Source organism: Bradyrhizobium sp. LHD-71 (genome assembly GCF_031157255.1).
In the GTDB taxonomy this organism is placed as follows: Bacteria; Pseudomonadota; Alphaproteobacteria; order Rhizobiales; family Xanthobacteraceae; genus P52-10.
Genome location: NZ_JAVIFX010000004.1, coordinates 183,169 through 196,286 on the forward strand (window position 1 = coordinate 183,169; position 13,118 = coordinate 196,286).

The following is a 13,118-nucleotide window of genomic DNA, read 5'->3' on the forward strand; positions in this document are numbered from 1 at the left end:
TTGGATTGGCCCGATCTTAGCTCGCCCGGCTAACCGGGAAAGACATACTTTGGCAGCCACATCACGAGTTGCGGGAAGATCGTGATGATCGCGACGGCTGCGACGAGCAGGAAGAAGAACGGCAGCGCGGCAAGCGCAACCGTATTGGAATCCTTGCCGCTCATGGTCTGCAGCACAAAGAGGTTGAAGCCGACCGGCGGTGACACCTCCGCCATCTCGACGATCAGCACCACGAAAATCCCGAACCAGACCAGATCGAAGCCGGCCTTTTGCACCATCGGCAGCACCACCGCCGTGGTCAAAACGATCATCGAGATGCCGTCCAGCGCAGTGCCGAGCACAATGTACATGACGGTCAGTGCAGCGATCAGCGCATAAGGGCTGAGCTCGAGATTATCGACCCAGTTTGCAAGCGCGACCGGGATGCCCGTATATCCCATCGACTGCTTCATGAAAGCTGCGCCGGCGAGGATCAGCATGATCATGCAGGTGGTGCGCGTCGCGCCCATCACGCTCTGCCAGAACGCCGAGCCATTCAGCGAGCCACCCCACCACGCGATCGCAAGAGCGCCGAGGACGCCCCAGGCTGCGCATTCGGTCGCGGACGCCCAACCGGTCAGCAGCACGCCGAAGACGAGCAGGATCAAGAGCGCCAGCGGGATGAGGTTGGTCGACTCCTTCAGCTTCTCCCCGAAGCTCATGCGCGGCTCGGCCGGCGGCATCTTGGCGCTGTTGGCGATCGACCAGATGGCGATGTATCCCGAATACAGCGTCATCACCAGCAGACCCGGGATGAAGCCGGCGAGAAAGACCTGAATGATCGAGACGTTCGCCGCGACTGCGTAGACCACCATGGTGATCGAGGGCGGAATCAGAATGCCGAGGGTGCCGGCGCCAGCGAGCGAACCGAGGCTGAGCTTTTCGTCGTAGCCGCGCCGCTTCAGCTCCGGCAGCGCGATCTTGGCGACCGTCGCGCAGGTCGCCGCAGACGATCCCGACACCGAGCCGAACAGGCCCGATGCGATCACGTTGACATGCATCAGCCGCCCCGGCACCCAACCGAGCCATGGCGCAAGCCCGCGAAACATTTCCTCCGACAGTCTCGTCCGGAACAGGATCTCACCCATCCAGATGAACAGCGGCAGCGCGGCAAGCTCCCACGACGCGCTGTTGCCCCAAACCGTCGTCGCAAGCACGGAGCCTGCCGGGATGCCGCCGACGAACAGCATGCCAAGCCAACCGACCGCGAGCAGGCTGACGGCGATCCAGACGCCGCCGGCCAGAAAACCTGCAAGCACGGCGAACAGAAGCGCCGCGATCTCGAGAAGCTGTGCGCCTGCCATCAGACCCTCACACAGCGCTCGCGGCGGCGCGTTCGACGGCTTCTTCGGCCGTCTTCGGCGGCTCCTTTTCGTAGCGCGGCCGGTGGCCGGCGAGCACGTGGACAAGCTCGTCCACCATGGCGATGGTCAGGATCGCGAGTCCGCCCGAATAGCCAAGCTGTGGAATCCACATTTTCAGCGGAACGACGCCGGTCGCAACCTCGTTTGTCAACCAGGAGTAGTAGGTGAAGTTCAGCGCATGCCAGGCGAAGTAGCCGACAAAGATGATGCCCATAAGCAGCGCCACCACCTCGACGACCTGACGCGTACGACCGTGCAGGCGATCAATCAGCAAACCGACGCGGATCATCTCGCCGGATTTGAACGTGTGCGCGAGCCCGAGAAACGCCATCGCAGCCATCGACCAGGCAGCGAAATCATCGCCGGCGGGAACGTTGAGACCGAACTTGCGTCCTGCCGACAAGGCCATCATCAGAAGGAAGATGACGATCAGGAACAGGCCGGCAAGCCAGCCGGCGCCCAGATAAAGCCCATCGAGCAGGCTGCGCACCAGCCTAGCAAGCATTCGCACCGATCAACTCCCTCTCCCTTGCTCTATCCTAAGCAGCGAACCGCGCCGGCGTATAGGGCGTCATATCAAGTTCGGGCGTCTCGCCATTGACCAGAGCCGCGAGCAGCCGCCCGGTTTTCGGCCCGGTGGTCAGCCCCACATGATGATGACCGAAGGCAAGGAATATGCCGCGATGGCGCGGAACCTCGCCGATCAGCGGCAGGCTGTCGCTCGGGGCCGGCCGATGCCCCAGCCATTCGTCGTAGTGGGTGAAGGTCAGTGCGGGAAACGCGTCTTTCACCTGCCGCAGCATCAGCTCGATCGGCGGCTTGTGCGGTGGAAGATCGAGGCCGCCGAACTCGACGATGCCGGCACAACGCACTCCGTCGGCCATCGGCGTTGCGACAAACTTGCCGCTGATCACCGATGTCGGTTGCCGCGGCTTCAACGACGCGCCGTACAGCATCACGTGATAGCCGCGCTCTGACTCGAGCGGCACATTCAGACCAAGCTGTGCGGTCAGCATCTTCGACCATGCGCCCGTGGCAACCACCGCTGCGTCGGTCTCGATCTCGCCGTCGGTGGTGACGACGGCCTGCAGCGCTCCATCGGCCTCAAACCGGAACGCACGCGCCTCGGCAGCGAGCGCGCTCGCGCCGAGCGAGGCGGCAACCTCGCGAAGGTCGGCGACGTAGCCGCCGGGACTGAGCACGAAACCATGGTCCTTCACCAGGATGCCGAGACCGACCTTCGAACCGAGCGCCGGATCGACATCACGTAACGCCGCGCCCTCGAATTCCTGCCAGATGAAACCCGCCTCGCGTCGCAGCTGCCAGGCGAATGCATCCGCCTCGAAGGCCGCGCGCGACCGGTAGGCAAAGAAGTATCCCGAACTCTGCAGCCAGCGTTCGGCCGGTGTGCCGCCGGCCAGCGCCTTGTGCTGGGCATAGGTGTCGCGCGTGAGCTGCGCGAGGCCTTTCGAGATGCGTGCGGTGTCGGCCGCATTGGCGTGTTTGAGATAGCGAACCAGCCACGGTGCCAGTTTCGGCAGGTAGCTCCAGCGCACGAACAACGGCGAGTTGGGATCGAGCAGAAGCATCGGTATCTTCGCGATCAAGCCGGGCGCCGTCACCGGGACGACCGAGCATGCGGCAAGCACGCCGGCATTGCCGAAGCTTGCAGGCCTGCGGGCGATGCCCGGATCGATGAGGGTGACGGCCCGTCCGCTGCGCAATAACCAGATCGCGGCAGAGAGCCCCATGATGCCGCCGCCGATCACGACGACAGGCTTCTTGTCGTTGCTGCTCATGCCTTGTCCGCATCAAACGCGGGTGGCGGCTTCTGCAGGGCCTGCCAGATCTTTTCCGGCGTCGCCGGCATGTCGAGATGACGCACGCCGTGCGCAGCCAGCGCATCGACGACAGCGTTGATGACGGTCGGCGCCGCGCCCATCGTTCCGCATTCACCCGCCCCCTTTACGCCCAGGCTGTTGTTCTTGGTTGCGGTCCCGATGAAAGCGACGTTGATCGACGGCACATCATCTGCATGCGGCAGCGTGTAATCCATGAACGACGCGGTCGTGAGCTGGCCGCTATCCGGGTCATACCGGACATGTTCATAGAGCGCCTGTCCGAGCCCCTGCACAATTCCGCCGACAAGCTGGGCTGTCGCCATGGCAGGATGTATCAGCTGACCGAGATCGTCCACCGAGAGGTAGCTGACGATCTCGACCGCGCCGGTCTCCGGATCGATTTCCACCTCCGCGATCTGGCAGCCATAGGGATAACTGGCATTGTTCTCGGCGAACTTCGCCAGCCCTTCCAGCGGTTGCGGCGCGCGCGCGGCGAGTTCGAACAGGTCGAGCCGCACGTCCGTTCCCTTCACCACAAAGGCGCCGTCGCGATATTCCAGGTCGGGTGCAGCGACCTCCAGCTCGCGTGCGGCAAGCTCCCTCGCCTTCTCGATCATCGCTGCGCCGGCCGCGATCATGGCAACACCGCCGATGATCAGCGAGGACGAACCGCCGGTACCGCCACCGGGCAGCACCGTGCGACTGTCACCCTGACGAACGTCGATGCGGTCGATCGGAATGCCGAACCGGTCCGCGAGAATCTGGGCATAGACGGTGCGATGGCCCTGACCGGAATCCTGCCGGCTGGTGTAGGCGGCCAGCACGCCGGATGATTCGGCCACGACCTTGCTGGTTTCGTCCGGATCGCCGCCGGTCCCATGAATATAGAACGAACAACCCAAGCCGCGCAGGCGACCGGCTTTTGCCGACCGCTTGCGGCGCTTCTCGAAGCCGAGCTTGTCGCCGAGCTTGAGCGCCTCGTTCAGCGCCGCCGCAAAGTCGCCGGCGTCATAGGTTTGTCCTGCCGCGGTCTTGTAAGGCAGCATCTTCGCGCCGATCAGGTTGCGCCGCCGCAACTGCGCCGGATCGATACCCATATCGCGCGCGGCCGTGTCGATGAGGCGTTCCAGCACGAACAGCGCCTCCGGCTTGCCAGCGCCGCGATAGGCGTCCGTCGGCGCGGTATTGGTGAACACGCCGCGCACACGAACATGCATGACCGGCACGGCATACACGCTTGGCGCCATCTTGGCGTAGCCGAGCGTCGGCACGGTCGGCGACACCGCCGACAGATAGGCGCCGAGATTGGCAATCACGTCGTGCTTCAGTGCCAGGATACGGCCCTTGGTGTCCAGCGCCAGCGAAGCGCGCGTCACATGATCGCGCGCGTGAGTGTCGGTCAGAAAGGATTCGCCACGCTCGGAGATCCAGACCACTGGCCGGCCTGTAACTTTCGCGGCCCAAAGCACGCAGGCGTGCTCTGGATACGGCACGATCTTCATGCCAAACGCGCCACCGACATCACCTGTCACAACATCGATCCGTTCGGGCGCGACGTGGAAAACCTGTTCGGCAAGGCAGTCACGAATGAAGAACACGCCCTGACTCGGCGTGTGCAGGAGATAGCGGTCTTCGCTTGCGTCGTAGCGTCCCCACGCGCAGCGCATCTCGATCGGTGCCACCGCAACGCGGTTGTTGACGATATCAAGGCTGACGACACGCGCAGCCTCCGCGAATGCCTGCTCGGTCGCAGCAAGATCGCCGGTGGACCACTCGAAGGAGATGTTGTCCTGTGCCTGCGGCCAGATTTGCGCTCCGCCGACGGCGCGGCCGGTGTCCGTCACAGATGCGAGCGGCTGGTAGTCGACGACGATCAGTTCCGCCGCATCCGCCGCCTGCGCCAGCGTGTCGGCGACGATGCACGCCACTGCTTCGCCCGTGAAACGTACGTTGTTATCCGCGAGAATCGATCGGTGTGGGTCGACCAGAGCGTGGCCCGGCAGGCTGGTTGGACAAATCAGCTCTCCGAGACCATCGGCCTTGGCGTCCGCGGCGGTCAGAACCGCGCGCACGCCGGGCGCACGACGCGCGGCATCGATATCAATCGATACGATGCGGGCATGCGCATGCGGCGAACGCACGAACACGGCGTGCGCCGCATTGGCGGGCCAGACGTCCGCAGTAAACCGGCCGCTGCCCGTCAGCAGCTTCCGTTCGTCAAGGCGTGCAATCGATGTCCCGATGGTCGTCACGCGCAGCGGCTTCCGCAAAATTACCAGGGCCGTTTAATCATTATCTGCGCTGCGCGGCAAACCACACCTTCGTCGCCGTGTTGTCCGCTCGCCGACAAGCCTGCGGCAAGTGATGCGGCCGCCAGAACCGGGACTCTCGTCAAGACGGGATCTGCGCTTTATCTTCGACCAGTGATCGCAGCACGCCCATCTCGTGTTCGGAAATGTGATGCGCCGTCCGCATCAACTCGAGACGCGCCATCGCCACCAACTGAGCGGATAGCGCCTGCCCGCCATCTCTCAATTCATCGATCACCTCGTCGAGGCGCGAAACGATATCCAGAAGTGCCCGGGGATCGCTAGACACGCGATTCATGCCGCGTGGCTGTTGCTGTCGTCGAGGCGATCCAAGATTGCGTCGAACAGACATCGCCGTAGAGCTCCACTATTCTCGAGATGACCCCATGAACTTCGGAAGCATCAAATTCCCCGAGGCCGTGACTGGCCGAAGCGTCTTCGAGGAAGGTCAATCGCTGCCCCTTATGAAATGCATCAATAGCCGTAGCGAGACATGCGGCCTCGCCGGCAAATCCCGCCAGAACGACATGGTTGCCGGCATACGCCATCATGTCGGCGAAGGGCGTACTCGCATAACAGGACGGCCGACTGCGTTCGAAGACGGCGTCGTCCCGCGTCGGCACGAACCCCTCGATCCACCCCGAGAAGGGCGTCGCTGGATTGAAGAACGGCGACGTGCCGCGCCAGCGCACGAACGCCACCGGAATTCCTCGAAGTCGCGCGTGAGCCAGTGCGCGACGGCAGTTCTCGATCGCGGGCTCGGGTCCCTCGAGCGACAGCGCGCGGGAGCTCGCGACATATTCCTTCTGCATGTCGATCAGCACCAGCGTCGGAATCTGGGTCGGATCAGTGAACGCCCGCAGCGGAATGATCTTGTTCACGCGATTTTCTCACGCACCGAATCCACCGAAGGACGCGAGACCGCCCGCTTGCTGGAGGCTTCGAGAACGCCAGGAAGGTGCCAGCGTCCTTCCGGCCTGATGACCACGTATGGGTCCTGGCCGATGGCGATCGCGTTCTCGTTCCGCGGCGCGGTCATCACCATCTCGACATAGTCGAAGTCCGAGAACACGAGTTCGCGTCCGCCTTCGAGAACCTCGAAGCCGAACCTGCTCCAGAATTTCACCAGTCGCCTCTGCGCATGCCCGTAGAGCCGCTGATAACCCTTGGTCCGGCACAGCTCGATTGCAGCGCGTACGAGCTGGAACGACAGGCGCGTATTACGAAATTCCTTGCGCACGGCGAGCCGTTCAATCTTGGCGAAATCGGCAAAGTAGCGGATGCGGATGCAGCCCGCAGGCTCGTCGCCGACGTAACCCAAAAGGTTCGTCCCGGAAAAGTCGTTGCCGTCGAACTCTTCCTCGTACGGACATTCCTGCTCGCCGATATAGACGGCGCTACGCATCGCGACGACGCGCATCATATCCTCGATCGTGCGGGCGACGGTCACCGAAAGCGCAGTCGGTGAAACCGCGCCACGGTAGCCGTCGTACAGCGGATGCTTTTCCCGCTCGGCCGCGCTCGAACGACGGAACATGTGCATGTGCATGTTCGTGACGCCGCCATAGCTTGCACCGCGCTCGAATCCCAACGCATCGAGAAAGCGATATCCGTCGACGGTAACGCCGCGGGAATAGAGATCGGCATCTCGATAGGTCGGGGTCCATACCTTTTCGAACGCCAGCGGAACACCGCCGACGAGCACGCCGGGGGCGAAGGCGGCCCAGACGTAAATACCTGCGGGCTTCTCATGCTGCGACGTCACGAGTGATAGATCCGGATCGGAAGGGTCGAGCTCTCCGGCAATCAGCTTGCGCATGCCCTGGTGGTTCAGGGGGAGGAACGCAAGGAAACCTTCGCCTTTCGGCGCGGCCGAATTGAAGTTTCGCTTGCGTGCGATCGCCCACAATGCGTCAGGATTGTGGGAGACGACGCGATGAACAACTGATGCTTGCGCCAACCCAGGCAATGCCACCCGTGCGCGAGCCACGAGCTCTTCGATTTCACGGCCGCCGGGTGTGAAAATAACGAGGCGTTTCGCGAGTCTTTGCGTGTCGATGCCGTCGAGCGAGTGTCCGGGAAGTTTCAACGGTTCATTGAGACGGGCAGCGACGCGCCCCATTGCAGGATCATGCGCAGTCATTTGTCCTCTTTCCTGTTGTCTGCCGGGGTGGACTTTGCAAAGCTTGCCGCGGCCCATGAAAGCGCTCGACGGAGACTAGTGTGAGCAGCGACAAGCGTCTGTATCGGGTCGCAGAAAGGGGTGTTTCACCAGACGAACACTCACAGACGAGCGCAGGACGTGCGCCGGACTGGGAGAGCATTCGGCTGTTTCTGGAGATTGTCCGTCGCGGCAGTTTCCGTTCCGCTTCGGAATCGCTGGGCATTTCAATCAATGTTCTTCGTCGCAAGATCGACGAACTCGAACGCGAGCTGGGTCTCAAGCTTCTGACCCGGCATGTCGATGGCGTACGAGTCACGAGCGAAGCCGCACAGATCTTCTCGACTGCCGAGCAAATGGAGCAGGCCGCGTTCGGCTTGCTGCGCGCGAGGGATCAGGCCGGGCCGCTGCTTGCCGGTGAAGTGCGCATCAACATCACCGAAGGGCTCGGCACGTTCTGGCTGACGCCGCGACTGATCGAATTCCAACGCGCGTATCCGCACCTGCAGGTGAATCTCTCCTGCATGATGCGATCCGCCGACGTGTTGCGGGCCGAAGCCGACGTCTCCATTCAGTTGTCGAGGCCGACGTCGCCGGATTTGAAGGTTGTCAAGCTGGGCTGCCTGCACATCATGCCATTTGCGGGCCTGCCGTACATCGACACCTACGGCCTTCCGACGACAGAGGACGAGTTCGCCAAGCACAAGATCGTGCTGCAGTCGTCAGACCAGACGGCGACATCCGAACTCTACGTCAAATGGTTTTCGCACATACCGCAGGCCGGATTCGTGACGATGCTGAACAACGTCAGCAGCGCCAACTACTGGGCGGTTGCCAAAGGTGCCGGCATCGGCTGGCTGCCAACCTATGCGTCAGCGATCGGCGCCCGCATTGTGCCAGTCGATGTCGGTTACCGGCATTCGTTCGATATTCTGCTGGCGTTTCATCCGGACACGAACAAGATTCCGCGCATCCGCCGTGTAATCGACTGGCTGGTCGACTCGTTCGCACCAGCGCGCTTCCCCTGGTTCCGGGACGAATTCATCCATCCGGACCGGCTGCAAAGCCTCTACACCGGCGGACCACTGATCAACATGTTCGAGGGCTTTGCCGGCTTCGGCATGCCACCGCAAAAATAGCAGCAGCCCAACCGCTCATTCAGTAGAACGCTAGCGTACAGTCTGCGGCGCGATGCGCCGCCGCGATTTGCGCCATTGCAGCCGCGTTGGGCCGGTGACATGATCCCGCGCAACAACAAGCGAGAATTCGCGCCAGGCACTCAACAACGGGAGGGACTTGATGATCACTCAGATCAGTCGATTTGCCATGTCCGTTGCCTTGGCCGGAATTGCGGTCATTGCGACTGAAGCCAATGCACAGGTCAAGCTGCCGCCGACGCTGACGATGACGGCCTACGACACCGGCACCGCGGGTTTCAACATCACCGTCGCCATCGGCAAGATGATGAAGGACAAGTTCGGCAGCGACGTGCGCGTGCTGCCGGCCGGCAACGACGTGGCGCGCCTGCAGCCGGTGCGAACCGGACGCGCTGCTGTCGCAGGCATGGGCTCCGGCGTCTACTTCGCGCAAGAAGGCGTGTTCGAATTCGCAACCAAGGAGTGGGGACCGCAACCGGTGCAGGTCACGCTGTCCACCGTCGATTGCAACGGCGGCAATCTCGGAGTCGCCAAGGACACCGGCGTGACGCGCATGTCCGACCTCAAGGGCAAGCGCATCGGATTCGTGGTCGGAGCGCCGGCGCTGAACCAGACCGCGCTTGGCATGCTGGCGTTCGGCGGCCTGACCGCCAAGGACGTGAAGATCGTCGAATTCTCGAGCTACGGCGCGATGTGGAAGGGAATGGTCAACAACGACGTCGATGCGGCGTTCGCGACGACCATCACCGGTCCGGCGAAGGAACTGGAAACGTCGCCACGCGGCATCATTTGGCCGGCACTGCCGCACAATGACAAGGAAGGCTGGGCCCGGCTCGAAAAGGTCATCCCGTTCTACAAGAAGCACGTCGTCACATGCGGCGCCGGCATTTCGAAGGACAAGCCGATCGAGATGGGCAACTACCCCTACCCCATCTACACGGTCTACAGCACGCAGCCTGAAGACGAGATCTATAGCCTCACCAAGGCGATGATCGACGGCTATGATGTCTACAAGGACGGAGCGCCCGGCGCGACCGGCATGGCGGCGAAGCTGCAAACCAAGAACTGGGCGGTGCCGATCCACAAAGGCGCAGTGAAGGCACTCAAGGAGGCCGGCGCCTGGACCGACGACCAGGAGAAACACAACAACGCTCTGCTGAAACGGCAGGAAACGCTCGCGAGCGCATGGGCAACCTTCAACAAGAACAACCCGCCGTCCGATCCGGCAAAGTTCACCGAAGCCTGGATGGCCGCACGCAATGCCGCTTTGTCCAAGGCGAACCTGCCGAACGAGTTCGCATCATAGCTGGAGTTGAATGACCGCGAGATGCGCAGGCATCCAACCAAGGTGCCTGCGGTCACGCGTAGCGCGGACCAGGAGTTTCAGCCGTCCATGACATCGCGCTGGCAGGCTACTCTGTGATATGCAGACGTGGTCGCCCCGCCCAGCGGGACGACCCGAGATTTGCAGGCTAGTCACCCACCGCCAGATTGCCGGGCACGCCATCGATCGGCAGGTCGAGCCCCTCTTGAAGCGTCCTGAGGTTGAATTCGCGAATGCGCTTTCCGAGAGGATCACTGACGAAAGCGTGCTCTCCCAGCACCGCGAGTGACGGCCTGGTGCTCTTCGCGTCGTAGGCGCAATCGAACGCATCAATCATGTCGAAAGATGTGATCGCCTTCCAATCAGGGACCGCGCGATAGACCCTGAGCTTACCGTCAGGGTTGAGGTTGATCACACGGTCACCTACTGCCGCGAACTGGCAAACCGGCTGGTCGTCGGGGACCGCGAAGACATCCGCAGGTACGAGCGGCGCCGTCGACTGCGCGTCGATACGAATGAGCGCGACGTACTTTCCGGCTTCGCCGTAGTTGCCGACGGCAAAGCGCGCCTCCTGGCTTGCACGAAGCGTGCTCACCCGCCGCCCATCCGGATAGGCGCGCGAACGCCCGATCCACTTTCGTCCCTGACGCTGCAGCACGAACATGCCGCCAGGAGCGGCGGTGTCAGGGCTGCCGGCGCATCCGAACAGATGCGTTTTGCCGACGCTCGCGTGGCCATGAAGCTGCGGGCACGAGGACTGGTTCTTGGACGAGCCGTCGAAAGTTGCGAAAGGCTTCTTGCCATTTCCTTCGCGGGCGATGATGCCGAGTGGCAGCGATCCCGCACCAGGTTCGAGTCGGGCATAGGCAGGATTTGGCGAAGTCACCGCAAACTTGTGATCGCCGAGCGCGACTGCAAGGCCATGCTGCGGCCCTGGTGTGTCGAGGAGAACTGAGATTGGCTTCGCGCGCGCCAGGCTTGCAATCTCGATCGCGCCAGCTTTGCTTGGCACCGACGTCTGAGGCTTATCGTTTCGCTGGCCGTCGTAGAACACGGTCGCCCAACCGTTCGCCACCGTGATGTGCGACGGCCGCGTCCCTGTGGTGGCAAACTCCAGGAGCTTGACCGGTCCTTTTTCCGCATCGACGTGGTCGCCGTGCGACGTGAAGGTTACGCCGGTATCGAGAATGCGGACCGTCCCATGGTCATCACCCGTCAGGATGAAGACGTATCGGCCCTCGTCGCTGAGGACCATGCGCGGATTGGCACGCGGCACGTCGAAGCGATGCGTGATCTCGCCACTGTCGAGATCGAGGACGCCGACGACAGGGCGATCGGCATAGGCAAAGACCAGCCGGCCCCGCGCAACGGTGTGCGCGACGGCCGCAGTGTCACTGCAGAAAGTGACGACTGCTGAAAGCAGAACCGCAAGTCTCGCGGCATGAGAACACGCGAGCACGAGGGCACCGGATAGCGGCGACCATGTAAGCTTGTTGGGCTGCATCAGGATCTCTGGGTCATGTAATGTTATAATATAACATTACATGGAGATGCTCCGCCGTCAAATGGGCCTCCCGCTCCTCGCTCAGATACAAAAGGCACCGATCCAAGGTCCGCGCGGGGCGGACGAGATGACGGAACACCGAGGCCCAGTTACCTGCGGCTACGGCCGTCCAATACGAACGGATCGCCGATCAGGCCTTCAATCGTTGCGATCCCGACCAGAAACTGTTGCTGCGCCTCTTGCTCCCGCAAAGCCGCCTGCGCCTCCGACGAGACGGCATCCAGCAGTTCGAGCAGGGTGAAGCGGCCCTGCGCATAACCGCTCTCGATCGCCTCCGCCGCGCGGCGCGCGTTAGGAATGGCGGATTCTTTCAGGAGAGCCAATTCGCGCTGCGCGGCGGTGACCGCGTCGTAGGCGCGTCCCGCGGTGGAAATCAGCAGCGCCTTGTTGATCGCCTGCTCGGCGGTCGCTTTTTCAAGGTTCTGCTCGGCCGCAAAGATGTCGCCGCGGTTCTGGTCCCACACCGGCAATGCGATCGACAGACCGAGCCGCACTGCGTTGTCGCCGGTTTCACGCTCATGCTTCCAGCCGACACCGACCCGCGCATCCGGATAGACGCGCAGGCGCGACGAGATCAACTCGGCCTGGCGCTGCACACGCACCGCCGACCAACGCACGAGTTGCGGATTGGCGTCGATGGCGGTCAGGATCGATTTGAACGGCGGCGGCGCACCGGCGGCACTGAAACGACCGGCAACGCGCGCAAATTTCGGCGTGCTCGTGCCCATCAGGATCGCGAGGTCACGCCGTGCGTTCGACAGCGTCATACGTGCCCGCTCCCGTTCGGCGCGTGTCAGGTCGGCCGCCACCTGGCCGCGTGCGATCTCCGCGATCGAAGCGGCTCCGGCGTCGACGCGGCGCTGCAACAGTGGCGTCAGCCGATCAAGCGTTGCGACGTGATCGTCGAAGATCTGGATGCGGCGTTGCGCGCCCAGCACCGAATAGAAGGCGATTGCGGTTTCAGATAGGAGCTCCAGCCGCGTCGCTTCCTGTTGCCAAGACGCGCCATCCCGTTCGGCCAGCGCCGCATCCATGCGCGCGCCGCGTTTGCCCGGCAATTCGATCAACTGGCTGATCTGCAGCAGCGTTTCGGCAGAGCGCGTTCCACTGTACCTGCCGCTGCCGGCGACGTTGTCCACCTCGACGGTCAGTTCGGGATTAGGAATAGCACGCGACTGAATGCGCCGGCCTTCGGCGATGCCGACGTCGCGCTGCGATGCAGTCAGCCGCGGGTTGGTCGCGAGCGCCTGGTGGAGCGCCTGGCGTAGCGTAAGCGTCGACGACGACTGCGCATCCGCATCGGTGCCGAGCGGCTGGATGGCAAGCGACGCAACAATGAGGGTAACGCGCAACAACATG

The 13,118-nt window shown here is 62.9% G+C and carries 11 protein-coding genes; 2 read left to right on the forward strand and 9 right to left on the reverse strand.

Annotation, left to right across the window (positions count from 1 at the left end; genetic code table 11):
• Window positions 1-29 precede the first annotated feature (29 nt).
• The 7 genes from RCO31_RS05460 to RCO31_RS05490 form a co-directional block, all read right to left on the reverse strand.
• Window positions 30-1,343 carry a TRAP transporter large permease subunit gene (locus RCO31_RS05460; RefSeq protein ID WP_308967223.1) on the reverse strand — a complete coding sequence of 438 codons (1,314 nt, stop codon included), beginning with the start codon at window positions 1,341-1,343 and terminating at the stop codon, window positions 30-32.
• Between the two features lie 7 nt (window positions 1,344-1,350).
• Entirely contained in the window at window positions 1,351-1,908 is a 558-nt protein-coding gene (locus RCO31_RS05465; protein WP_308967405.1) for a TRAP transporter small permease, read from the reverse strand.
• Window positions 1,909-1,942: 34 nt separating this feature from the next.
• Window positions 1,943-3,202, reverse strand: a complete 1,260-nt coding sequence (locus RCO31_RS05470) for an FAD-binding oxidoreductase (protein ID WP_308967224.1) — start codon at window positions 3,200-3,202, stop codon at window positions 1,943-1,945.
• A complete protein-coding gene (locus RCO31_RS05475; RefSeq protein WP_308967225.1) occupies window positions 3,199-5,496 on the reverse strand; it encodes a xanthine dehydrogenase family protein molybdopterin-binding subunit in 2,298 nt (765 codons plus the stop codon). The genes RCO31_RS05470 and RCO31_RS05475 overlap by 4 nt, the downstream gene beginning before the upstream one ends.
• Window positions 5,497-5,635: 139 nt before the next feature.
• On the reverse strand, window positions 5,636-5,842 hold the full coding sequence (locus tag RCO31_RS05480) for a hypothetical protein (protein ID WP_308967226.1): 207 nt from the start codon (window positions 5,840-5,842) through the stop codon (window positions 5,636-5,638).
• Complete coding sequence (locus RCO31_RS05485) at window positions 5,835-6,434, reverse strand: isochorismatase family cysteine hydrolase (protein ID WP_308967227.1); 600 nt, start codon at window positions 6,432-6,434, stop codon at window positions 5,835-5,837. The genes RCO31_RS05480 and RCO31_RS05485 overlap by 8 nt, the downstream gene beginning before the upstream one ends.
• The gene (locus tag RCO31_RS05490) at window positions 6,431-7,696 is read right to left on the reverse strand and encodes a GNAT family N-acetyltransferase (protein WP_308967228.1); all 1,266 of its coding nucleotides are present in this window, start codon (window positions 7,694-7,696) and stop codon (window positions 6,431-6,433) included. Before RCO31_RS05490 ends, RCO31_RS05485 begins: the two co-directional genes overlap by 4 nt.
• Before the next feature lie 80 nt (window positions 7,697-7,776).
• Between RCO31_RS05490 and RCO31_RS05495 the strand changes: the two genes are divergently transcribed.
• Together RCO31_RS05495 and RCO31_RS05500 are read left to right on the forward strand one after the other, a co-directional pair.
• Window positions 7,777-8,853 (forward strand): LysR family transcriptional regulator, encoded by a 1,077-nt coding sequence (locus RCO31_RS05495; protein WP_308967229.1) that lies wholly within the window; start codon window positions 7,777-7,779, stop codon window positions 8,851-8,853.
• A gap of 160 nt (window positions 8,854-9,013) precedes the next feature.
• A complete protein-coding gene (locus RCO31_RS05500) occupies window positions 9,014-10,177 on the forward strand; it encodes a TAXI family TRAP transporter solute-binding subunit (RefSeq protein ID WP_308967230.1) in 1,164 nt (387 codons plus the stop codon).
• A 166-nt stretch (window positions 10,178-10,343) separates the two neighbouring features.
• Here the strand turns inward: RCO31_RS05500 and RCO31_RS05505 are convergent, their stop codons facing one another.
• A complete protein-coding gene (locus tag RCO31_RS05505) occupies window positions 10,344-11,699 on the reverse strand; it encodes a hypothetical protein (protein WP_308967231.1) in 1,356 nt (451 codons plus the stop codon).
• A 149-nt stretch (window positions 11,700-11,848) separates the two neighbouring features.
• Window positions 11,849-13,117 carry a TolC family protein gene (locus RCO31_RS05510; RefSeq protein ID WP_308967232.1) on the reverse strand — a complete coding sequence of 423 codons (1,269 nt, stop codon included), beginning with the start codon at window positions 13,115-13,117 and terminating at the stop codon, window positions 11,849-11,851.
• Between the last annotated feature and the right edge of the window lies 1 nt (window position 13,118).